17 protein-coding genes are annotated in these 22,096 nt (G+C 67.5%); 9 read left to right on the forward strand and 8 right to left on the reverse strand.

Annotated features, from left to right (window positions below):
- Nucleotides 1-26: 26 nt before the first annotated feature.
- Nucleotides 27-872, forward strand: a complete 846-nt coding sequence (gene proC, locus C8C95_RS07390; protein ID WP_116748133.1) for a pyrroline-5-carboxylate reductase — start codon at nt 27-29, stop codon at nt 870-872.
- A gap of 43 nt (nt 873-915) precedes the next feature.
- Here the strand turns inward: proC and ubiA are convergent, their stop codons facing one another.
- Complete coding sequence (ubiA, locus tag C8C95_RS07395; RefSeq protein ID WP_116748134.1) at nt 916-1,809, reverse strand: 4-hydroxybenzoate octaprenyltransferase; 894 nt, start codon at nt 1,807-1,809, stop codon at nt 916-918.
- Nucleotides 1,810-2,016: 207 nt separating this feature from the next.
- On the opposite strand from ubiA, the gene C8C95_RS07400 reads away from it, so the two are divergent.
- The 4 genes from C8C95_RS07400 to C8C95_RS07415 are packed head-to-tail and all read left to right on the forward strand — an operon-like array spanning nt 2,017 to nt 8,102.
- Nucleotides 2,017-5,460, forward strand: coding sequence for a response regulator (locus tag C8C95_RS07400; RefSeq protein WP_116748135.1), 3,444 nt, complete (start codon nt 2,017-2,019; stop codon nt 5,458-5,460).
- Nucleotides 5,461-5,468: 8 nt separating this feature from the next.
- Nucleotides 5,469-6,305 carry a CheR family methyltransferase gene (locus tag C8C95_RS07405; RefSeq protein WP_116750181.1) on the forward strand — a complete coding sequence of 279 codons (837 nt, stop codon included), beginning with the start codon at nt 5,469-5,471 and terminating at the stop codon, nt 6,303-6,305.
- Nucleotides 6,302-6,925: a chemotaxis protein CheB gene (locus C8C95_RS07410; RefSeq protein ID WP_116748136.1), complete on the forward strand. Its 624-nt coding sequence runs from the start codon at nt 6,302-6,304 to the stop codon at nt 6,923-6,925. Before C8C95_RS07405 ends, C8C95_RS07410 begins: the two co-directional genes overlap by 4 nt.
- Before the next feature lie 52 nt (nt 6,926-6,977).
- A complete protein-coding gene (locus tag C8C95_RS07415; protein ID WP_116748137.1) occupies nt 6,978-8,102 on the forward strand; it encodes a hybrid sensor histidine kinase/response regulator in 1,125 nt (374 codons plus the stop codon).
- A 224-nt stretch (nt 8,103-8,326) separates the two neighbouring features.
- Here C8C95_RS07415 and C8C95_RS07420 read toward each other — a convergent pair whose 3' ends face one another.
- From C8C95_RS07420 to recG, 5 genes are all read right to left on the reverse strand, one after another.
- Nucleotides 8,327-8,695, reverse strand: a complete 369-nt coding sequence (locus C8C95_RS07420) for a response regulator (RefSeq protein WP_116748138.1) — start codon at nt 8,693-8,695, stop codon at nt 8,327-8,329.
- A 184-nt stretch (nt 8,696-8,879) separates the two neighbouring features.
- Nucleotides 8,880-9,398 carry a Dps family protein gene (locus tag C8C95_RS07425; RefSeq protein WP_015016036.1) on the reverse strand — a complete coding sequence of 173 codons (519 nt, stop codon included), beginning with the start codon at nt 9,396-9,398 and terminating at the stop codon, nt 8,880-8,882.
- Nucleotides 9,399-9,556: 158 nt separating this feature from the next.
- Nucleotides 9,557-11,293, reverse strand: a complete 1,737-nt coding sequence (locus C8C95_RS07430; RefSeq protein ID WP_116748139.1) for a dipeptidase — start codon at nt 11,291-11,293, stop codon at nt 9,557-9,559.
- A 149-nt stretch (nt 11,294-11,442) separates the two neighbouring features.
- Nucleotides 11,443-12,408 (reverse strand): LysR substrate-binding domain-containing protein, encoded by a 966-nt coding sequence (locus C8C95_RS07435; RefSeq protein ID WP_116748140.1) that lies wholly within the window; start codon nt 12,406-12,408, stop codon nt 11,443-11,445.
- A gap of 4 nt (nt 12,409-12,412) precedes the next feature.
- Complete coding sequence (recG, locus tag C8C95_RS07440; RefSeq protein WP_116748141.1) at nt 12,413-14,572, reverse strand: ATP-dependent DNA helicase RecG; 2,160 nt, start codon at nt 14,570-14,572, stop codon at nt 12,413-12,415.
- A 111-nt stretch (nt 14,573-14,683) separates the two neighbouring features.
- Here recG and C8C95_RS07445 point away from each other — a divergent pair, with 111 nt between their 5' ends.
- The 4 genes from C8C95_RS07445 to C8C95_RS07460 all read left to right on the forward strand — a co-directional run bounded on the left by C8C95_RS07445 (nt 14,684) and on the right by C8C95_RS07460 (nt 19,083).
- Nucleotides 14,684-15,964 carry an HD-GYP domain-containing protein gene (locus C8C95_RS07445; protein ID WP_116748142.1) on the forward strand — a complete coding sequence of 427 codons (1,281 nt, stop codon included), beginning with the start codon at nt 14,684-14,686 and terminating at the stop codon, nt 15,962-15,964.
- A 3-nt stretch (nt 15,965-15,967) separates the two neighbouring features.
- The gene (locus C8C95_RS07450; protein ID WP_108497470.1) at nt 15,968-16,927 is read left to right on the forward strand and encodes a 1-phosphofructokinase family hexose kinase; all 960 of its coding nucleotides are present in this window, start codon (nt 15,968-15,970) and stop codon (nt 16,925-16,927) included.
- Nucleotides 16,928-17,017: 90 nt separating this feature from the next.
- Nucleotides 17,018-18,181, forward strand: coding sequence for a tRNA preQ1(34) S-adenosylmethionine ribosyltransferase-isomerase QueA (gene queA, locus C8C95_RS07455; RefSeq protein ID WP_116748143.1), 1,164 nt, complete (start codon nt 17,018-17,020; stop codon nt 18,179-18,181).
- The gene (locus C8C95_RS07460) at nt 18,178-19,083 is read left to right on the forward strand and encodes a DMT family transporter (RefSeq protein ID WP_207780583.1); all 906 of its coding nucleotides are present in this window, start codon (nt 18,178-18,180) and stop codon (nt 19,081-19,083) included. The genes queA and C8C95_RS07460 overlap by 4 nt, the downstream gene beginning before the upstream one ends.
- A gap of 84 nt (nt 19,084-19,167) precedes the next feature.
- Here C8C95_RS07460 and C8C95_RS07465 read toward each other — a convergent pair whose 3' ends face one another.
- Nucleotides 19,168-20,769, reverse strand: a complete 1,602-nt coding sequence (locus C8C95_RS07465; RefSeq protein ID WP_116748144.1) for a gamma-glutamyltransferase family protein — start codon at nt 20,767-20,769, stop codon at nt 19,168-19,170.
- A gap of 240 nt (nt 20,770-21,009) precedes the next feature.
- Complete coding sequence (locus C8C95_RS07470) at nt 21,010-21,993, reverse strand: tripartite tricarboxylate transporter substrate binding protein (RefSeq protein WP_116748145.1); 984 nt, start codon at nt 21,991-21,993, stop codon at nt 21,010-21,012.
- Nucleotides 21,994-22,096: the final 103 nt, after the last annotated feature.

Genomic DNA, 22,096 nt, shown 5'->3' on the forward strand with positions numbered 1-22,096 from the left:
GCCTCCCTTTCTCGCCTGACCGTAGCATGACCTCCTCCGCTTCCGCCGCAGCAAATTCCCAACTCCCCACCATCGCCTTCATCGGCGGCGGCAACATGGCCAGCGCCATCATTGGCGGGCTGATCCGCCAGGGCCACCCGGCCAGCCAGATCGAGGTGGTCGAGCCCTATGCCCCCACGCGTGAGGCGCTGCTCAAGAACTTCGGCCTTACCGCACAACCCGAGGCAGGCCCCGCACTGCAGCGCGCCAGCATCGTGGTCTGGGCCGTCAAGCCCCAGACCTTCAAGGACGCGGCCGCGCAGGCCAAGGCCCACACGCAGCAGGCCCTGCACCTGAGCGTGGCAGCAGGCATCCGCTCGGACAGCATCGCCCAATGGCTAGGCACCGAGCGCATCGTGCGCACCATGCCCAACACGCCCGCGCTGGTGGGCAAGGGCATGAGCGCGATCTACGCCCGCCCCGCCGTAACCAGCGCCGAGCGCCAGAGCGTGGAAGCCATCATGGCGTCCACCGGTGAATTCCTGTGGGTGGAGAGCGAGACCCAGCTCGACGCCGTCACCGCCCTGTCGGGCTCGGGCCCGGCCTATGTTTTCTACTTCCTCGAAGCCATGACACGCGCCGGCGTGGGCATGGGCCTGACCGAAGCGCAGGCGCACCAGTTGGCCGTGGGCACGTTTGTGGGCGCGTCCGAGCTGGCCCGCCGTTCCGACGAATCCCCCGCCGTGCTGCGCGAACGCGTCACGTCCAAGGGCGGCACCACCTACGCGGCCCTGCAGTCGATGGAAGCCAGCGGCGTATCGCAGGCGTTCGAGGCCGCCATGCGCGCGGCCGAAAAACGCGCCAACGAATTGGGCAACGAGTTCGGATCTTGATGTTTTGGGGCGGTAGCGCTGGTGGATCAAGCGCTTTCTGCGATTAATTGGTGAGCATTGCGCGCACGAGGTAACTGCCCGCAATGCCCGCAAACACCGTGGCGCCCAGCCAGTGGTTGATGCGGAACGCCTTGAAGCAGCCCTCGCGGGTGCGGGTGCGGATGAGCGTGAAGTGCCACACGGCCTGGGCCAACGCCACCGCAAGCGCTACATAAAAAATAGCACCCAGGGCATATGGTTGTAGCGCTACCGCCCAAATTCCCAAGAAAAGCAGATAGAACACCACGATGGCGGCCACATCCAGCCGCCCCAGGGTGATGGCCGAGGTCTTGATGCCGATCTTCAGGTCGTCGTCGCGGTCCACCATCGCGTATTCGGTGTCGTAAGCCAGCACCCAGAACATATTGCCCAGCCACATCCACCACGCCACCGCGGGCACGCTGCCCTGCACAGCGGCAAACGCGATGACGATGCCGAAGTTGAACGCAATGCCCAGCACCGCTTGCGGCATGGAAATGAGGCGCTTGGTGAACGGGTAGGCAATGGCCACCAGCACGGCGGGTACCGACCACGCGATGGCGGCGGTGTTGGTGGTGAGCACCAGGCCAAAAGACACCAGCGCCAGCACCGCGCCCAGGCCCAGCGCCTCCTTCACCGACACCGCACCGGTGGTCACCGGGCGCTGCGCCGTGCGCTTGACGTGCTTGTCAAAGTCGCGGTCGGCCACGTCGTTCACACAGCAGCCCGCGCTGCGCATGAGGATGGTGCCCAGCACAAACACCGCCAGCAAATGCCAGCCCGGAAACCCGTCAGCCGCAATCCACAGCGCACTCAGCGTGGGCCACAGGCACACCAGCCAGCCCGCAGGCCGGTCCCAGCGGATCAGGTCGAGATAGAGCGAAAAACGGCTGCGGGCAGGGACAGATTGCGGCGACATGGCGGGACGATCGGATGCAGAAAGAGCAGGCCCGGCAGCAAGGCGCTGCGACGGGTGGCAACCCACGGGCGCACCGAATGTAGCAGCAGCGCCGCCAACTGCTGGTGCGGCCCGCGCAGGCCGAGTAACAGCGCCCTACTGGCGCGTAAAACCCGTTACAGTCTCCGGTCCTCCCCCAACGCACCCGCCCTTTTGGGGCACCGACGCATGCCCCATACATCGACCTCCCAGGCCGCCACGCGTTTTGCTGTCCCCCGCGGAATGCTGGTGGGATTTGTGATTGCCGCCCTCGCCACCGTGCTCATCGCGCTGGTGAACTTCCGCACCGCCCAGGTGCGCGCGCAAGCGGTGGAAGCCATGGACGAGACCACGGTGACCATGCGCCACCTCAACCTGTTCGTGTCGTCGCTGAAGGACGCCGAGACCGGCCAGCGCGGCTACCTGCTGACGGGGGACGACACCTACCTGCAGCCCTACAACCTGTCGCTGAGCGCCATGGAGCGCAACATGACGCGCCTGAAGGAACTGACGGACGACAGCGCCGTGCAGCGGCGCCTGGTGCTGCAGATCGACGACCTGCGCCACGAAAAACTGCGCGAGCTGGGCGAGACCATTGAACTGCGCCGCTCCAAGGGCCAGGAAGCCGCCGTGGCCGTGACCCGCAATGATGCCGGCCGCGTGCTGATGGACCGCATCCGCGACCTGGCGTCGGACCTGTCCACGCTGCTGAACCAGCAGCTGGAGAGCGACCGCAAACAATGGGTGGAGGCTGCGGCCATGTCCACCTACTACTCCTGGGGCGGCTCGTTTGTGCTGCTGGTGCTCATCTGCCTGTCGGCCGCCGCCAATGCGCGGGAGTACCGCCTCAAGGCGCAGCAGTCCTGGGTGGCGGCCGGCCTCAACGGGCTGAGCCAGCGCATCCAGGGCGACCACCGGCTGGAAGACCTGGGCCAGCTCACACTCGAATACCTGGCGCAGTACCTGCGCGCCGCCGTGGGTGCGGGCTACGTGGCCGACTGCAATGGCGCACTCACCCTGTTTGGGGGCTACGCCCTGCCCCGCGAGCGGCTGGAGCAGCGCCTGCTGCCCGGCGAGGGCCTGGTGGGCCAGGTGGCGCGCTCGCGCCAGATGCTGCATGTGCGCGATGTGCCCGCCGGGCACCTGATGGTGTCGTCCAGCACCGGCCAGTCCGCACCGACCGAACTGCTGCTGGCACCCGCCATCGAGAACGGCGAAGTCTTTGCCGTGATCGAGCTGGGCTTTCATCGCCCGCTGACGGAGCCCGAGCGCACCCTGATGGAACGCGCCTCGGGCATTCTGGCGGTGGCGATCCGCGCTGGGATTGACCGCAACCGCCTGGAAGCCTTGCTGGAAGAAACCCAGCGCCAGTCCGAAGAGCTGCAGACCCAGCAAGAAGAGCTGCGCGTGAGCAACGAGGAGCTGGAGCAGCAAAGCCGCATCCTGCAAGAGTCGCAGGCCCAGATGGAGGTGCAGCAGACCGAGCTGGAGCAGACCAACGCCCACCTGGAGGCGCAGACCCAGCAGCTGGAATACCAGCGCGAGCAACTGCTGCGCGCCCAAAGCGCCATGACGGACAAGGCGCGCGAACTGGAGCTGGCCAGCCAGTACAAGAGCGAGTTCCTGGCCAACATGAGCCACGAGCTGCGCACACCGCTCAACTCCACCCTGATCCTCGCCAAACTGCTGTCCGACAACAAGCCAGGCAACCTGAGCGCCGAGCAGGTGAAGTACGCGCAGACCATCTACGCGGCGGGCAACGACCTGCTGGCACTCATCAACGACATCCTCGACCTGTCCAAGATCGAGGCTGGCCAGGCCACCGTGTCGGTGGAAACGGTGACGCTGTCCAAGGCCCTGCAAACCCTGATCGACCCGCTGCGCCCGCTGGCGCAAGAAAAGGGCCTGACACTCACTGCCACTGTCGCGCCCGACGCACCCGCCACGCTGGACACCGACCCGCAACGCCTGGGGCAGGTGCTCAAGAACCTGCTGTCCAACGCGCTCAAGTTCACCGAGAAAGGCTCGGTGGCGCTGCATGTGTCGCGCAACCCGGACGACACGCTGTCGTTTGCCGTCAAGGACACGGGTATCGGCATTCCGGCGCACCAGCAGGAGCTGATTTTCGAAGCCTTCCGCCAGGCCGATGGCAGCACCCACCGCAAGTACGGCGGCACGGGCCTGGGCCTGTCGATCTCGCGCGATCTGGCGCAGCTGCTGGGTGGGTCCATCCACGTGCACAGCACGCCGGGCGAGGGCAGCGTCTTCACCCTGGTCCTGCCCCAGAAGCTGGTGCCTTCGTCGCCTGAAGCTGAATCCGCAATGCCGCTGGCGGCGCCTGCGCCAGCCCACGCGACGGCACCGGTCGCCGCACCGGCTCCTTCGGCCCCCGCGTTGCCATCCGTGGCGGCCCCCACCGCACCCGTAGCCCCGCGCCGCGCGAGCGCGCGCAGCATTCTGGTGATTGAGGACGACGTGCGCTTTGCGCAGATCCTGAGCGACCTGGCCGGTGAGATGGACTTTGACTGCCACCTGGCCCACAACGCAGCGGATGGCCTGGCCTACGCCGTACACAGCCTGCCCAGCGCCATCGTGCTGGACGTGAACCTGCCCGACTTTTCGGGCCTGGGCGTGCTCGACCAGCTCAAGCGCAACCCGGCCACGCGCCACATCCCGGTGCACGTGGTTTCGGTGGCCGACTACTCCCAAGAGGCCCTGGGCCGGGGGGCCGTGGGCTACGCCCTCAAGCCCGTCAAGCGCGACGAACTGGTGCATGCCCTGCAGCGGCTCGAAGCCAAGTTCACCCAGAACCTGCGGCGCGTGCTGGTGGTGGAAGACGACGAACGCCAGCGCGAGAGCGTGCGCCACCTGCTCACCAACGACGACGTGGAGATCGTGGGCGCCGGCACGGCAGCCGAGGCGCTGGCGCACCTGCGCGGCTCCACCTTCGACTGCATGGTGATGGACCTGAACCTGCCCGACCTGAGCGGCTACGAGCTGCTGCAGCAGATGACGGAGCAGGACGGCGTCTCCTTCCCGCCCGTCATCGTGTACACAGGCCGCGCCCTGTCGCGCGACGAGGAGCAGCAACTGCGCCGGTTCTCCAAGTCCATCATCATCAAGGACGCGCGCTCCCCCGAGCGGCTGCTGGATGAAGTCACGCTGTTCCTGCACCAGGTGGAGTCGGAGCTGTCGGCAGAGCACCGCCAGATGCTGCAGGTGGCCCGCAACCGCGAGACCGCCCTGGAAGGCCGCAACGTGCTGGTGGTGGAGGACGATGTGCGCAACGTGTTCGCGCTCTCCAGCATCCTGGAGCCCACCGGCATCCGCGTGGAGATTGCGCGCAACGGCCTGGAGGCACTGCAGGCGCTGGAGCGCGCCGGCAGCGGCGGCCAGCCCGCCATCGACCTGGTGCTGATGGACATCATGATGCCGGAGATGGACGGCTACACCGCCATGCGAGAGATCCGCAACCGCCCCGAGTGGCGCCGCCTGCCCATCATTGCGCTGACCGCCAAGGCCATGAAGGACGACCAGGAAAAATGCCTGGCCGCCGGGGCCAATGACTACATCGCCAAGCCGCTGGACGTGGAAAAGCTGCTGTCCCTGGTGCGGGTGTGGATGCCCAAGTAGGCCCCGCCATGCCGCACCGCAAGGCCCGCACCGCAGACATCGAGCAGCGCCTGCTGATCGATGCGATCTACCACCGCTACCACTACGACTTCCGGGGCTACGCGCAGGCGTCGCTCAAGCGGCGGCTGGCGTCGGCGCTGGTGCAGTTTGACTGCAAGACGCTGTCGCAGCTGCAGGACCGCGTACTGCACGAACCCGCCGTGTTCCCTGCGCTGCTCGAATACCTCACCGTGCAGGTGAGCGACATGTTCCGCGACCCCAGCTACTTCCAGGCGCTGCGCCAGGAGGTGGTGCCACTGCTGCGCACCTACCCGTCGCTCAAGGTCTGGGTGGCCGGGTGCAGCGCGGGAGAAGAGGTTTATTCGCTGGCCATCCTGCTGCAGGAAGAAGGCCTGCTGGACCGCACGCTGATCTACGCCACCGACATCAACCCGCATGCGCTGCGCGCCGCCGAGTCGGGTGTGTTCGACGTGTCGCGGGTGGCCGCTTTCACCGAGAACCATGCGCGCTCCGGCGCCCGCAGCTCGTTGTCGGACTACTACGCCGCCGCCTATGGCCGTGTGGTGTTCGACAAGGGGCTGCGCGAGCACATGGTGTTCTCCGACCACAGCCTGGCCACCGACAGCGTGTTTGCCGAAGTCCATCTGGTGTCCTGCCGCAATGTGCTCATCTACTTCGAGCGCGACCTGCAGGACCGCGCCCTGGGGCTGTTCCGCGAGTCGCTGTGCCACCGGGGGTTCCTGGGCCTGGGCTCCAAGGAGTCGCTGCGGTTTTCTGCGCATACCGATGCGTTCGACGACTTCGTGCTGCAGGACCGCATCTACCGAAAGAAGGCCGGGCTGTGAGCAGCGTCCACCGCACACCCAGGCCAGTGCCCTCCGGGGGCTACGCCGCCATCGTGGTGGGCGGCTCTGCGGGCGGTATCGACGCCCTGCTGGAGCTGCTGCCCGCGCTGCCCGCCACACTGCAGGCGGCGGTGCTGGTGGTGCTGCACCTGCCCCGGGACCGGCGCAGCCTGCTGGTGGAGATTTTTCAGCCCCGCTGCGCCCTGCCGATGCGCGAAGCGCAGGACAAGGACGCCATCACGCCAGGATCGGTGAGTTTTGCGCCACCGGACTACCACCTGCTGGTCGATGCCGGACCCCAGGGCCCGCATGTGGGGCTGTCGGTGGACCCTCCCCTGCATTTTTCCCGCCCCTCCATCGACGTGCTGTTTGAATCGGCGGCAGACCACTACGGCCCCCGGCTGGTGGGCATTCTGCTGTCGGGTGCCAACGAAGACGGTGTGCACGGCCTGCAAGCCATTCAGGCGGCGGGCGGCCTCACCATCGTGCAAGAGCCCGCCAGCGCCAGCATGCCCACCATGCCGCAGGCGGCCATCGCGGCCTTGGCGGTTGACCACATCCTGCCCCCCGAAGGCATTGCAAGGCTGCTGGCGGACCTGCACCAGCGCCAGCAGCTTTGATCCGGGCGCATGCGTCCCTTTTTGAGAACCCCACCCACCCTCCCCACCGCCCATGCCCCAGACCGACCGCACCAAATGCCTGCTCGTTGACGATGTCGAGGAAAACCTCATCGCCCTGGAGGCGCTGCTGCAGCGTGACGGGGTGGACATCCTCAAGGCCCAGTCGGGCCCCGAGGCCCTGGAACTGCTGCTGGCCCACGACGATGTCGCCCTGGCCTTGCTGGACGTGCAGATGCCCGAGATGAACGGCTTTGAGCTGGCGGAGCTGATCCGGGGCAGCGAACGCACCCGGCACATTCCGCTCATCTTCATGACGGCGGGATCGCGCGAGCAGAACTGGCAGTTCCGGGGGTACGAGAGCGGTGCGGTGGACTTTCTGTACAAACCCATCGACCCGCACATGCTCACCAACAAGGCGAGCGTGTTCTTTGAACTGCACCGGCGCAAGCAGGCGCTGGCGCACGAGCTGCGCGCGCGCACCGAGGCGTTGCGCATCAACGAGATGTTCATGGCCGTGCTGAGCCACGACCTGCGCACCCCCCTGCAGTCCATCGTCGCTGCCGCCACGGTGCTCAAGCGCCAGCCGCCCCCCGACAAGGCCGCACTGATGGCCGACCGGGTGCTGGGCGCGAGCCAGCGCATGGGCCACATGATCGAAGACCTGCTGGACGTGACCCGCATCCGCCAGGCGGGCGGGCTGGCCCTGCAACTGGGCCCTGCCCACATGCAAACGCTGGTGCAACGTACGCTGGATGAGGTGGCGACCAGCCACCCGGAGCGTCCCATCGACTCCACGCTCGCCGGGGATCTGGCCGGCACCTGGGACGCCGAGCGTCTTTGCCAGGTGGTCACCAACCTGGTGGGCAACGCCCTGCACCACGGCAGCGCCGACCACCCGGTGCGCATTGCGGTGGACGGCACCCGCCCCGAGGAGGTGAGCATCACGGTGTCCAACGGCGGCACCATTCCCCCGGAGCTGCTGCCACATCTGTTTGACCCGTTCCGGGGCGGTGAGCGCGAGCCGGGCCGCCACCAGGGGCTGGGGCTGGGGTTGTTCATTGCGCACCAGATCGTGCGGGCCCACCATGGAACCATCGAGGCCCGGTCACACAACGATGTGACGAGCTTTCGGGTGACGTTGCCACGCCACGCGCCCGCACGCAGCCCCCGCAGTTGACATGGCGCAGCCCCATCGCACGCCCCAGACCCTCAGGGTCCAGGGAGGCGCGATGGGGGAAGAAGGAAAGAGGACGGCAGGAAACGCGAGCGGTGGCCGCCCGCCAGACTTAGAGCGGCTAACAAAACTCAGCGAAGCGGTTCTGGCCAAGCGCTGTATTGCAGGCAGTACGAGCAGTACGACAAGACCCAGCAACGACGCCAGAAGAGTTTTGTGAGCCGCTCTTAACCGGCGGCTGCAGCCAGCGCGGTATGAATGGAAGTCAGGAGCTGTTCCAGCTCTTCCAGCTCGAAAGGCTTGAGCAAGACGCGCACATTCGGGCCCCATTGGGTTGGATGGCTGCCCAGTTCGTAGCCGGAGCACAGCACTACCCAGCGCTGCGGGTCATCCGCCAGCAGCTGGCGGGCCAAGTCCGTGCCCGAGAGGCCGGGCAGGCTGACATCGGTCACCAGCACGTCAAAGGGGTCGCCAGCATCCAGGGCCATCGCCTCCTCGGCAGAGGCGCAGGGCGTGACCGACCGGCCTTCACCTTCCATGAGCATGCCAATGGTCTCGCGCAGCTCCGGATGGTCTTCAACGTACAGGATTCGCATACATCAGAGGGGGTTGATCCGCCATGCCACCCAGCAAAGAGAGGACATGGCCCAAACCCGCATCATGTGCAGGCAGGAGTGCTGCGCCATGTAGGACAAGGCGCCCTTTTGCACCCTGGTGCCCCCTGCGCCCGCGCTGGCTACGCCGGACTTCGGGCAACGCAGGCGGGTGCAACTGGCCTTTTTATTCTTCCAGCAGCGAGCGGAGCATCCACGCCGTCTGCTCATGCACCGTGAGGCGCTGCGTCAGCAGGTCGGCCGTGGGCTCGTCGCTGGCCTTGTCGGCCAGGGGGAACAGGCTGCGCGCCGTGCGGGCCACGGCCTCGTGGCCCTCGACCAGCACGCGCACCATGTCCATCGCCTTGGGCGGCTTGGCCGGTGCGTCAGGCACGGTGGCCAGCTTGCCAAACTCGGCATAAGAGCCCGGGGCCACGTGGCCCAGCGAGCGGATGCGCTCGGCAATCGGGTCCACCGCGTTCCACAGTTCGGTGTACTGCGCCATGAACATGGTGTGCAGCGTGTTGAACATCGGGCCCGTCACGTTCCAGTGGAAGTTGTGGGTCGTCAAGTACAGCGTGTAGGTGTCGGCCAGCAGGCGCGACAGGCCCTGGGCGATGGCAGCGCGGTCTTTGTCGCTGATGCCGATGTTGATGCTGGGGGCAGAGGTTTTGCCGGATGCGGCTTTGCCAGGAGCTTTGGCCATGGGGGAGGTTCCTTCCGTGCGGAAAACATGAAACACCCCGCGCCGTGCGGGGTCCTCAAACACTGTAGCGCAAGCCGCAGCGCCCCTGTGTCAGCCAAGGCCGATGCCTTGGACCAGGGTCAAGAAACCAGCGCGGGCGCCCCCCCCGGTCGGCTGGTTTATTGCATCTTCGGCAAGTTGCCGATGCGCACCAGCATCTCGGTGAACATCTGTATGTCGGCATCCAGGTCCACCACTTCCTTGAACTCCTTGGCGTTGTGGGCCGTGTACTTCTTGCCAGGCATGGCAGGGCCGAAGTTGATGGCGTTAGGCATCAGCTTGGCGGTGGTGCTGCCGGCCGTGGGCACGGGCTTGGCTTCGAGGCCGGTGGTGTCGCCAAAGGTGTTGAGCAGCGTGGCCAGCCAGGCGCCCTTGGGGTCGCGCGCCATCCAGTTGCCCTGCTGGTGATCCACTTCCACCGCCACACCGGCCTGGGCGCCCCAGGCCTTGATCTTGGCCGACGTAGCCTGCGTGAGCGCCTCAGGCGTGCTGCCACGGGGCATGCGCACGTTCACCAGCACATCGACCTTGCCGTCCTTTTCACGGATGAGGTTGGGCGACATCGTGAGCGGGCCCATGAAGTCGTCGCTGTAGGCCAAGCCCATCGTGCGCCCCAGGTAGTCGGTGCCGTAGAGGTCGGTCAGGTAGCGCACGGCCTGCGCGTAGCCGTTGGGTGCCAGCGCAAGGCCCGACTCCTTCAGGAACAGCGCCAGGCGCGGCAGGGGGTTCACGCCTTCTTCGGGGCGCGATCCGTGGGCCGAAGCGCCCGTGACCTTCACCACCACCGCGCCGCCGTCCTGCGCCACGTCGATGCTGAATGCGCCGCCTTGCGGCTGGTACTTGGCGACAAAGGCGCCCTTCGCCGCGTTCAGCCGCGCAGCCACGTCGGCCAGGTTGCCGCCCTGCAGGCGGGCGGTGGCCGTCTGGGGCACAGCGTTGGCCGATGCAGCACCCGCCATGGCGGTGATGGCCGTAGCGCCCGGGTTGGCAGCCGGTGACAGCGGGAAGGAGGCGCGCAGTGCGCCCGATCCCTTTTCGGCCACCACGGCCGGGTACTTGCTGTCGAGCACGATGTTGTACTCGGGCAGCGCGGTCTTGGCTCGGTAGTACTTCATCGCGTCGCCGCCGGTTTCTTCGGTGGTTTCGATCATGAGGCGGATGGTGCGCGCCAGCGGCAGGCCGCTGTCCTTCACCGCCTTCATCGCAAACAGCACGGTGGCGATGGAGCCTTTGTCGTCGATGGAGCCCCGGCCATACAGGTTGCCGCCCACGCGGGTCAGCTTGAAGGGGTCGAGCCGGGTGCCGTCGTCCAGCACCCATTCGTCGGCCACCACGGGCACCACGTCGGCGTGCGTGAGGATGCCGAACTCCTCGGGGCCGCTGCCGGGCAGCTTCACTTCAAAGATGCGGTTGTCCACATTGCGGTACTGCAGGCCAAAGTCCTTGGCCATGCCCTCTACCAGGGCACCAAACGCAATGATGTGTTTGTCTTCGTGCGGCGGCACCTTGTCGGCGCGCACCGTGGGAATGGCCACCATCTTCGCTGTGGCGTCGATCACCGCCGCCTGGTTGCGCAACCGGTTGTGCAGGCCCAGCAGGCGGCTGATGTTGACCAGGTCATCGCCCGCCAGGGGCTTGTGGGCCAGATACGCCGACACGGCGGTTTGCAACTGCGGCTGCATCTGCGCGGCCAGCGCCAGGAACTGGCGGAAGTCCGCCGCCGTTGCTGCCGCAGGCGCCGCAGCAATGCGGTCGAGTGCGGGCTTCTTCAACGTCTGGGTGGCAGGCGGAGTGGCGGGGGTGGAGCATGCCGTCAGGGCAGCGGCCAGCGTGGCGGTGAGCCAAAGCGTCTTCATAGGAACCTCTTGTGGGGGCAAGGGCACCGACCGCCGATGGGCGGAGGGTGCCGTGGAGGGCGCATCGCCTGCCCAGGCCGGATGGACCTGCGCAGGGGCGGCGCGAGTGTAGCGCCGATCCCCCGTCGCGAATCAGAGTCCTGACGATGTCAGGACAGTCGCGTCACGCCCGGGAGCTCACACGCATAAATGGCATTGCGCAGGGCCGCAATGGCCTCATAGCGCGTAAAGCTGCGACGCCAGGCCAGCACCACGCGGCGCATGGGCGGCGGGCTGCCGTCTTCCTCGCGGATGGGCAGATAGCGGATATAGGTCTCGTCGCTCTTGCGGCGGCGCGACACGGTAAGCAGCGCATCGCGGGGCACCGACAGGCGGGGCACCAGCGTCACGCCCATGCCTGCGGCCACCATGTGTTTGATGGTCTCCAGCGACGAGCCCTCGAACGACTTGCGGATGCCCTCGGCGTTGCTCGCAAAACGCGCGAACTCGGGGCACACCTCCAGCACATGGTCGCGAAAGCAATGGCCTGCGCCCAGCAGCAGCATGGTTTCGTTCTTGAGTTCAGCCGCCGTGACCGACTTCTTGGATGCCAGCGGGTGCGTGCTGGGCACAGCCGCCATGAAGGGCTCGTCATATAGAGGCGCCATCGCCAGGCCGGTGTCGGGGAAGGGCTCGGCCAGGATGGCGCAGTCGATCTCGCCCGTGCGCAGCATCTCCAGCAGCTTCACGGTGAAGTTCTCCTGCAACATCAGCGGCATCTGCGGGGTGCGTGTGATGGACTGGCGCACCAGTTCGGGCAGCAGATAGGGGCCGATGGTGTAGATCACGCCCAGCGTGAGCGGCCCGGCCAGCGGGTCCTTGCCGCGCTTGGCGATTTCCTTGATGGCCGCCGCCTGCTCCAGCACGCTTTGCGCCTGGCGCACGATGTCTTCGCCCAGCGGCGTCACCGTGACCTCGCCCGCGCTGCGCTCGAACAGCTTCACGTCCAGCTCTTCTTCCAGCTTCTTGATGGCCACCGAGAGCGTGGGTTGCGACACATAGCAGGCATCGGCCGCATGGCCAAAGTGCTTCTCGCGGGCCACCGCAACGATGTACTTGAGTTCGGTGAGGGTCATGGTGTCATGCCTTGAGATAGTCCGATTTTCCACCCAACCAGCGCGCCACGTGTTTGGCGGCCAGGTCAGGATACCGGTCCAGCATCTGCGGCGCCAGTTCGCGCGCCCATTCCAGCAGGTGGGTGTCTGTGGCCAGGTCGGCAAAACGCAGCAGCGCATCGCCCGACTGGCGCGCGCCCAGAAACTCTCCGGGGCCGCGGATTTCCAGGTCGCGCCGGGCGATCTCGAAGCCGTCGTTGGTCTCGGCCATGGCGCGCAGGCGCTCCTTGGCCGTTTCGCCCACGCGGCCGCTGTCGTTGGTGGCGTACAGCAGCACGCAGGCCGACGCCGCCGCGCCCCGCCCCACCCGGCCGCGCAGCTGGTGCAGCTGGCTCAGGCCAAAACGCTCGGCATGCTCGATGACCATGAGCGATGCGTTGGGCACATCCACCCCCACTTCAATCACGGTGGTGCTGACCAGCACGCCCATCTGGCCGCTGGTGAAAAGCGCCATCACGGCCTTCTTCTCGGCCGTGGGCATGCGCGAGTGCAGCAGGCCGACCATCACGCCGGGCAGGGCCTCGCTCAGGTCGGCATGCGTGGCGGTGGCGTTGGAGAGGTCCAGCGCCTCGCTCTCTTCGATCAGCGGGCACACCCAGTACACCTGCCGCCCGGCCTCCACCTGCGCGCCGATGCGCTCGATCACTTCGTCCTTGCGGCTGTCGGCGATCAGTTTGGTGACGATGGGGGTGCGGCCCGGGGGCAGCTCGTCGATCACCGACACATCGAGGTCGGCGTAGTAGCTCATCGCCAAGGTGCGTGGAATAGGTGTGGCACTCATCATCAGCATGTGCGGCTCCATGCCGTGTGCGGCGAGCTTTTGCCGCAGCGCCAGCCGCTGCGCCACGCCAAAGCGGTGCTGCTCGTCGATGATGGCCAGCGCCAGGTTCTTGAACTGCACCTGTTCCTGGATCACGGCGTGCGTGCCCACCACCAGCGCGGCCTCGCCGCTCGCCACCAGGGCCAGCATGGCGGTGCGGTCCTTCTTTTTTTGCCCGCCCACCAGCCAGGCCACCTTGCGGCCGTGCTGCGCCAGCAGCGGCTCCAGCCAGCCGATCATCTTGGCGAAGTGCTGCTCGGCCAGGATTTCGGTGGGTGCCATCAGCGCACATTGCCAGCCCGCATCCATGGCCAGGCAGGCGGCCAGGGCCGACACCACGGTCTTGCCCGATCCCACATCGCCCTGCAGCAGGCGGTGCATGGGCACCTGGCGGGCCAGATCGGCGGCAATCTCTTCCCCCACCCGGCGCTGGGCGGCCGTCAGGTCGAACGGCAGCACGGCCATCAGCTGTTCGTGCAAGGGCAAGGCGCCCTGGGCGCTGGGCCGGGGCCGCAGCACGGGCGCGCGCAGCATGTCGCGTTCGCGCCGCGACTGCTGTTGGGACAGCTGCTGGGCCAGCAGCTCTTCCGCCTTCAGGCGCTGCCAGGCGGGGTGGCTGTGGTCCTCCAGCGTCGACAGCGCCACGTCCGGCGTGGGGTGGTGCAAAAATGTGAGCGCCTCGCGCAAGCTGAACGCGCGGCGGAGGCCATTTTGACCATGAAACCGTGCCCAGGGCGGCTCAGCCCCCGGCGGCAGCGTGTCTGACAAGTCCACCCGGGTCAGGGCACTGACCACGGCGCGGCGCAGGTAAGGCTGGGGCAGCCCGGCGGTGGTGGGGTACACAGGCGTGAGCGAGGCGGGCAGCTCCCCCCCGGCCAGGCGAAACGCGGGGTGCAGCATCTGCCGCCCCCAGAAGCCGCCCTTGACCTCGCCCCGGATGCGCAGCCGGTTTCCCACGGCCAAGGTCTTCTGGTGCGACGGGTAAAAGCTGAAGAAGCGCAGCTCGCAGCTGCCGGTGTCGTCCTCCACCTGCACCAGCAGCTGGCGGCGGGGGCGCAGTTGCACCTCGCAGGCCGTGACCGTGGCCTCGATCTGCACCGTCTGCCCGTCCCGCGCGTTGGCCAACGGGGTGATGCGGGTTTCGTCCTCGTAGCGCAGGGGCAGGTGCAGGGCCAGGTCAATGTCGCGGCGCAGGCCCAGCTTTTGCAACGCCTTCTGCGCGACCGAGGCCGCGCCCTGGCCCCGCGCTGCCGGGGCGGCGGTGCGTGCAGGGGCTTTGGCGGGGGCTGGGGCGGCAGCGGGCATGGAGAGCAATTTGCTAGGGAAAACGAGCGGAGATGGCAGCCCGAAAAGGCTACCATGGTTACTATTGCTCACGCCTGACCAGGACGTGTTTTCGAGTCCCGGGTTTCTGCCATGCTCAAGCGCATCCACATCCAACACCTCACCCTGGGCATGTACCTGCACGAGTTTTGTGGCTCGTGGATGGATCACCCCTTCTGGCGGGCCAAGTTCCTGCTCAAGGACCCCAAGGACCTCGCCCGCATCCAGGCCACCGCCATCCAGGAAATCTGGATCGATACCGACAAAGGCCTGGACGTGGCAGCAGGCACCGCATCGATGTCCCGCGAAGAGGTGGATGCGCAGATCGAAACCGACTTCAGCCGCCTGGAAGAACTGCCCCCGGTCAAGGTCAAGCTGCCGTCGCCCCCCCCGCCCCCCAAGCGCGACCGCAAACCGGCTGACATGCACAGCGAACTCAAGATGGCCGCCGCCATCTGCGTGAAGTCCAAGGAAGCCGTGGTGTCGATGTTCAACGAGGCCCGCATGGGCCGGGCGGTGGATTCTGCGGGCGCCCAAAGCCTGGTGGAGGAGATTTCGGACTCCGTCACCCGCAACCCCGGCGCGCTCATCAGCCTGGCGCGGCTCAAGACAGCCGACGACTACACCTATATGCACTCGGTGGCCGTGTGTGCACTCATGGTGGCGCTGGCCAAGCAGCTCAAGCTCAAGGAAGACCAGCAGCGGCTGGCCGGCATGGCGGGCCTGCTGCACGACCTGGGCAAAGCGGCCATTCCGCTGGCCGTGCTCAACAAGCCCGGCAAGCTCACCGACCAGGAGTTCACCGTGGTGCGCAGCCACCCGGTGGAGGGCTTTCACATGCTCAAGGAGGGTGGCAACGTGCCCGATGCGGTGCTGGACGCCTGCCTGCACCACCACGAAAAGGTGGACGGATCGGGCTACCCCGACAAGCTGGCGGGCGAAGGCATCAGCGTGATCGCCCGCATGACCGCCATCTGCGACGTGTACGACGCCATCACCTCCGACCGGCCCTACAAGCGCGGCTGGGACCCGGCCGAATCGCTGCGCCGCATGGCCGAGTGGACCAAGGACCACTTCGACGCGCGCATCTTCCAGGCGTTTGTCAAAAGCATCGGCATCTACCCCGTGGGCTCGCTGGTGCGGCTGACCTCGGGCCGCATCGGGATCGTGACGGAACAATCGCCCACCGCGCTCACCACTCCCATCGTCAAGGTGTTCTTCTCCACCAAGTCCGACCTGCGCATTCCGCCCGAGGTGGTGAACCTGGCTGCCCCGGACTGCAACGAGAAGATCGTGGCACGCGAAGACCCCGAGAAGTGGCGCTTTCCCGACCTGGACGAGCTGTGGTCCGGCTTCTCCGACAAGGTCTGGTAGCACATGCCTGCACTGATCATCACCCTGACACTCAACCCCGCCCTGGACCTGGCGACCACCACCGACCACGTGGCCCCCACACACAAACTGCGCTGCGGCCCGGTGCGGCGGTTTGCGGGGGGCGGCGGCATCAACGTGGCGCGGGTGCTGCACCGCCTGGGCGCGGACGTGAGCGCGTGGGCACTGGCGGGCGGCGCGGCGGGCGCCCAGGTGCAGCAGTTGCTGGCCGGCGAGGGCGTGCCCACGCGGCTGCAGCGCATTGCGGGCGACACGCGCGAGAACTTTTCGGTGGTCGAGACCAGCACGGGCCAGGAGTTTCGGTTTGTGCTGCCCGGCCCCATGCTGCAGGCCAGCGAGTGGCAGGCTTGCCTGGATGCGCTGGCTACCCACACACCGCCACCCCGCTGGCTGATTGCCAGCGGCAGCCTGCCGCCTGGCACGCCGGACGACTTCTACGCCCAGCTGGCGCGCGCCGCATCCGGCCGGGGCGTGCGGGTGGCCGTCGACACCTCGGGGCCGCCGCTGGCGGCGGCATTGCAGGCTGGGGTGGCGCTGGTCAAACCCAGCCTGCGCGAGCTGCGCGACCTGTTGCAACAGCCCCTGGAACAGGCGGCCGACTGGTGCACTGCCGCCCAGTCGCTGGTGCGCAGCGGCGCCGCCGACACCGTGGCCCTGTCGGTGGGCGAGCAAGGCGCCGTGCTGGCCACGCGGGAGGGGGTATGGCAGGCGCCAGCGCTGAACGTGCCCGCTACGACCGGCACCACGGGCGCTGGGGACTGCTTTTTGGCGGCACTGGTCTGGGCGCTGGACCGGGGCGATGCGCCTGCCGAGGCGCTGCGCTGGGGCGTGGCCGCAGGCGCTGCCGCCTTGCTGCATCCGGGCACCACCCTGGCCCAGGCCGATGACGTGCAACGGCTGGTGCACAGCGTACCGGCACCGGTGGCATTCACCACCTCGCCCTAGCACCGCGCCTGCAGGGGCTGCAGCCCCGTGGGACAATCGCGCCTTCCGCAATTTTTACCTTGGCACGGGCCCGTTCGGCCCTCAAGCACGATGACTGATCTCTCCAGCGGCGCAACCAGTGCGCCCCTCGCCTCCGGCGGCCCTTCCACGCCCCGCGTGTTCACCCTCAGCGACTTCGACTTCTCGCTGCCCCCCGAACTCATTGCCCAGCACCCCGCGCCCGAGCGCAGCGCCTCGCGCCTGCTCGATGGCCGCGCCATGCAGCCGGTGGACCGCATCTTTCGCGAGCTGCCCGGCCTGCTGCGCGAAGGCGATTTGCTGGTCTTCAACGACACGCGCGTGGTCAAGGCGCGCATCTTTGGCGAGAAGACCAGCGGCGGCAAGCTGGAGCTGCTGATTGAGCGTGTGCTGCCCGCCGAAGCCGGTGGCCAGGGCAACGAAGTCGTGGCCCACATGAAGGTCAGCAAGAAACCCCTGCCCGGCAGCGTGGTGCACATGGCCGGTGGCCGCCAGGCCGGTGGCTTTGACGCCCAGCTGCTGGGCCGCTGGCCCACCGAGGACGGCCCGCTGTTCCGCTTTGCGCTGCACGGCCCGGCGGGCGAATCGCCCTGGGAGCTGATGGACCGCCACGGCCACCTGCCGCTGCCGCCCTACATCGAGCGCCAGCAAAACACCGACCACGACCCCGACGAGGCCGAGGACAGCCAGCGCTACCAGACCGTGTTTGCCCGCACCCCCGGCGCCGTGGCCGCGCCCACGGCCGCGCTGCATTTTGACGAAGGCGTGCTGGCCGACCTGGCCGCACGCGGCATCGAACGCGCCAGCGTCACGTTGCACGTGGGCGCAGGCACCTTCCAACCCTGCAAGACCGAGAACCTGGCCGAGCACCAGATGCACAGCGAGTGGTACGAGATTCCGCTGGCCACGTTGGCCGCGCTGGAGCGCTGCCGCCAGCGCGGCGGCCGCGTGGTGGCCGTGGGCACCACCACCGTGCGCACGCTGGAGTCGTGGGCCAAGACCGGTCAGGCCTCGGGCGACACCAACATCTTCATCACGCCGGGCTTTGCGTTTCAGGTGGTGGATGTGCTCATCACCAACTTTCACCTGCCCAAGAGCACGCTGATGATGTTGGTGAGCGCGTTTGCGGGCTATGCCCACATCATGGGCCTGTACCGGCACGCGATTGCGCAGCAGTACCGCTTCTTCAGCTATGGCGACGCGATGCTGCTGGAGCGCGCACGCAGCACGCCGTGAGCCCGCCCGGCCCTGCGTTGTCCACCGGCCCTGCAGCCCGCCGGCGTGCGGCGCTGGCAGGCATCGCGCTGGCCGTCACAGCCTGCGCGTTCTTTGCGCTGCTGGACACCGCGAGCAAGCTGGTCAGCGTGGGCGTGCCCATCGTCATGGCGCTGTGGATGCGCTACGTGTTCCAGTCGCTGCTGACCACGGCCTTTGTGCTGCAGCGCGCGGGGCGCTCGGCGCTGCGCACCACACAACCCCGCTTCCAGGCCCTGCGGGGCGCGCTGTTCGCCATGACCAGCCTGTTCGGCTTCATCAGCCTCACGGCCCTGCCGCTGGCAGAGTTCACGGCCATTGTGGCGACGGTGCCCCTGTGCGTGACGGTGGTGGCGGCTCTGTGGCTGCACCAGCCCGTCAGCGTGGTGCGCTGGCTGCTGGTGGTGGCCGGGCTGGCGGGCACGCTCGCCATCATCCGGCCCGGGGGCGAGGCCTTCACCTGGGCGCTGCTGTGGCCGCTGTGCATGCTGGCTGCGGGCACGGGCTACCAGGTGCTGAGCAGCAAGATGGCGGGCCAGGAAAGCCCCGCTACCACACAGCTTTACACCAGCTGGATCGCCACCGCGCTGGTGTCGCTGGGCGTGCCGTTCTTCTGGCAGTCGGTGAGCGACCCGTGGATGTGGGCGGGCATGTTCACCATGGGCCTGTCGAGCGCGGTGGGCCACATGCTGCTGCTCAACGCCTATGCACGCACCACGCCGGTGACAATTGCGCCGTTTTTGTATTCGCAGATCGGGTTTGCCATGCTGGCGGGCTGGCTGGTGTACCGCCATGTGCCCGATGCGTGGTCCATGGCGGGCATCGCGGCCATCGTGCTCAGCGGCGCGGCCAGCGCCTGGCTGACCGTGCGCGAGACACGTTAAGCGCCAAAACAGCCGGTAGCGCTAGTGCAATATGCCTGAAAAGCTACACATTCAATAGCACCAAACCCGCCACCTGGGCATGGATCAGAACGCCACCGCGTGCCCGTCCTTGCGCGGGTCCGAACCTGCGATATAGCTGTTGCCGTTGCGTAGCACCAGCTGGGCGCCGCCAAAGGCGAACACGCCGTTGCCCTCTTCCACCGTCACCTCGTGCCCGCGCGCGCGCAGCGCGGCGACCACGGCGGGGTCAAAGCCTGGCTCCACCGCCACACCCTTGCCGCCGGTGATGCGCCAACGGGGTGCATCGGCGGCTGCCTGTGGGTTCTGGCCGTAGCGCAGCACGCGCAGCGCCATCTGGGTATGGCCCTGGCTTTGCATGGGGCCGCCCATCACGCCGAAAGCCATCTGCGGCGTGCCGTCGACATGCATGGCAAAGGCCGGGATGATGGTGTGCGAGGGGCGCTTGCGCGGCGCCACCTGGTTGGCGTGGCCCGGGACCAGGTTGAAGCCATGGCCCCGGTTCTGCAGGCTGATGCCCGTGCCCGGCACCACCACGCCCGAGCCAAAGCCCATGTAGTTGGACTGGATGAACGAGACCATCATGCCGGACGCGTCGGCCGCCGCCAGATACACCGTGCCGCCGGGGCGCGGCGCGCCGTAGCCAGGGTCGCCAGCGCGCGTGGTGTCGATCAGCGCGGCGCGGCTGCGCAGGTAGTCGGGGTGCAGCAGCGCATCCGGCTTCACCGGCATGGCGTCGATGTCGGCGTTGTACTGGTGCAGGTCGGCAAACGCGAGCTTCATGGCCTCGATGCTGGCGTGCACGGTCTCCACATCGTCCACCGGGTGCGCGCCAATGCCGTGTGCGTCGAGCATGCCCAGCGCCATCAGTGCGGCAATGCCCTGGCCGTTGGGCGGGATCTCATGGATGACCGAGTCACCAAACCGCTGCTGGATGGTGCCCACCCAGTCGGCCTGGTGTGCGGCCAGGTCGGCCATCGTCATCGCGCCGCCGTTGGCTTGCGCATGGGCGGCAATGCGTTCGGCAATCACGCCCCGGTAGAAGGCCTCGCCCTCGGTTTCGGCAATCAGCTCCAGCGTGCGCGCATGGGCTTCACTGCGAAAGATTTCACCTGCCTTAGGCACCCGACCATTCGGCATGAAGCACTCGGCAAACCCGGGTTGCGTGCCCAGCTTGGCCGCGCCCAGCGCCCACAGGCGGGCGATGGTGGGCGACACCGGAAAGCCATTGCGCGCGTAGTCGATGGCGGGCTGCGCCAGCTGCGCAAACGGCAGCTTGCCCAGGCGCTTGGACAGCGCCACCCAGGCCGACACGGCGCCCGGCACGGTGACGGCGTTCCAGCCCGTTTCGGGAATGCCGCCCAGCTTCTCGAAGTATTCAGGCGTCCATGCCGCAGGCGAGCGGCCCGAGGCATTGAGGCCGTGCAGCTCCTTGCCATCCCACACGATGGCAAACCCGTCGCTGCCCAGGCCGCAGCCCGTGGGCTCCACCACCGTGAGCGCCATGGCAGCGGCAATGGCGGCGTCCACCGCGTTGCCACCCGCCAGCAGCATGCGCAGGCCCGCCTGCGCGGCCAGCGGCTGCGAAGTGGAGACCACGTTGCGGCCCATGACCGCACTGCGGTTGGAGGCGTAGGGAAGGGACCAGTCGAGGGATGGGGTATTCATAGCGTTCTGACTCTGTTGCCCCGCACAGGGCGGGCTGCATGAAACCGGCGCGGCGCAAAGCGAGGGACGCCGAGGAAGGGCCGCCCCGCACCGAGGGCGTCGTCCCCCTTCCCGAATGGCAACGCCATTCAAGAGAAGGGGCTGAGAGCCGCGGCTCCAAGCCTACTTTCGTAGGCTTGGACGGCATCGAAGAGCGGCCGCCTCTGGCGGACGCACCGAGTGGCAACCCTCAGGGGGATGTCACTCCAGGGTTATTTTGTGCTGGCGAATCACCGTCGCCCAGCGGTTGCTGTCGGCCTGCACCATGGCACCAAACTGCGCGGGCGTGCGCGGTGCGGCGGGCTCCACGCCCAGCTTGGCCAGGCTCTCGGCCACTTCGGGCGCCTGCACGGCTCTGGCGAAGGCCTTGTGCACCTTCTCCACCAGCGCGGGGGATGCCCCGGCAGGCAGGTACACGCCAAACCAGGTCACCGACGAATAGCCGGGCAGGCCAGATTCGGCCAGCGTGGGCAGCTCGGGCGCCAGGGTGCTGCGCTTTTCGCTGGTCACCGCGATGGCGCGCAGGCGGCCGGCCTTGGCGTGCGGCATGCCGGTGGGCAGCGAGTCAAACAGCACATGCGTCTGCCCGGCGATCAGATCAGGGATAGCCAGGGCCGTGCCCTTGTAGGGGATGTGCGTCATCTCCACTCCCGCCTGGGCGCTGAAGGCGGCCGTGTTCAGGTGCACGATGGTGCCGTTGCCGCTGGTGGCGTAGTTGAGCTTGCCGGGATGGGCCTTGGCATACGCAATCAGCTCGCCCACGGTCTTGACCGGCAGGCTGTTGGTGACCAGCAGCACGCTGGGTGCGTCGGCCACATGGGCCACCGGCGTGAAGTCCTTGCGCGGGTCATAAGCCAGCTTGGGCATGAGGTGGGGCGAGATGGCATGTGTGCTGCTCGTGGTCAGCAGCAGGGTGTAGCCGTCGGGTGCGGCCTTGGCCGCCTCGGCCGTGCCCAGGGTGCCGCCAGCGCCGGGCTTGTTGTCCACCACCAGTTGCTGTCCCAGGTCGGCCGCGACGCGCTGGGTGACGGTGCGGGCCACCAGGTCGGTCGCGCCGCTGGCGGGGAAGGGCACGATCACCCGCACCGGGCGATCCGGCCAGTTGGCTTGTGCCTGCGCGGCAGATGCCAGCACCAGCAGGCCGGCCAGGCCCCAGACACCACGGCCCCAGGAAAGTAGACGCATACAGAGCACTCCCGCAAAGAAATCGGACACAACAGAGGATGGAACCATCTTAGGAAGCTGCGCCTTGCTTGACCACCAGCATTTCAGCAAGCTGCTTTGCCAC

The organism is Acidovorax sp. 99 (genome assembly GCF_003096455.1).
Classification (GTDB): domain Bacteria; phylum Pseudomonadota; class Gammaproteobacteria; order Burkholderiales; family Burkholderiaceae_C; genus Acidovorax; species Acidovorax delafieldii.

Coding starts and splice junctions, on each gene's coding strand:
- proC (WP_116748133.1), top strand. CDS start 27: ATGACCTCCTCCGCTTCCGCCGCAGCAAATTCCCAACTCCCCACCATC.
- ubiA (WP_116748134.1), bottom strand. CDS start 1,809: ATGTCGCCGCAATCTGTCCCTGCCCGCAGCCGTTTTTCGCTCTATCTC.
- C8C95_RS07400 (WP_116748135.1), top strand. CDS start 2,017: ATGCCCCATACATCGACCTCCCAGGCCGCCACGCGTTTTGCTGTCCCC.
- C8C95_RS07405 (WP_116750181.1), top strand. CDS start 5,469: ATGCCGCACCGCAAGGCCCGCACCGCAGACATCGAGCAGCGCCTGCTG.
- C8C95_RS07415 (WP_116748137.1), top strand. CDS start 6,978: ATGCCCCAGACCGACCGCACCAAATGCCTGCTCGTTGACGATGTCGAG.
- C8C95_RS07420 (WP_116748138.1), bottom strand. CDS start 8,695: ATGCGAATCCTGTACGTTGAAGACCATCCGGAGCTGCGCGAGACCATT.
- C8C95_RS07425 (WP_015016036.1), bottom strand. CDS start 9,398: ATGGCCAAAGCTCCTGGCAAAGCCGCATCCGGCAAAACCTCTGCCCCC.
- C8C95_RS07430 (WP_116748139.1), bottom strand. CDS start 11,293: ATGAAGACGCTTTGGCTCACCGCCACGCTGGCCGCTGCCCTGACGGCA.
- C8C95_RS07435 (WP_116748140.1), bottom strand. CDS start 12,408: ATGACCCTCACCGAACTCAAGTACATCGTTGCGGTGGCCCGCGAGAAG.
- recG (WP_116748141.1), bottom strand. CDS start 14,572: ATGCCCGCTGCCGCCCCAGCCCCCGCCAAAGCCCCTGCACGCACCGCC.
- C8C95_RS07445 (WP_116748142.1), top strand. CDS start 14,684: ATGCTCAAGCGCATCCACATCCAACACCTCACCCTGGGCATGTACCTG.
- C8C95_RS07450 (WP_108497470.1), top strand. CDS start 15,968: ATGCCTGCACTGATCATCACCCTGACACTCAACCCCGCCCTGGACCTG.
- queA (WP_116748143.1), top strand. CDS start 17,018: ATGACTGATCTCTCCAGCGGCGCAACCAGTGCGCCCCTCGCCTCCGGC.
- C8C95_RS07465 (WP_116748144.1), bottom strand. CDS start 20,769: ATGAATACCCCATCCCTCGACTGGTCCCTTCCCTACGCCTCCAACCGC.
- C8C95_RS07470 (WP_116748145.1), bottom strand. CDS start 21,993: ATGCGTCTACTTTCCTGGGGCCGTGGTGTCTGGGGCCTGGCCGGCCTG.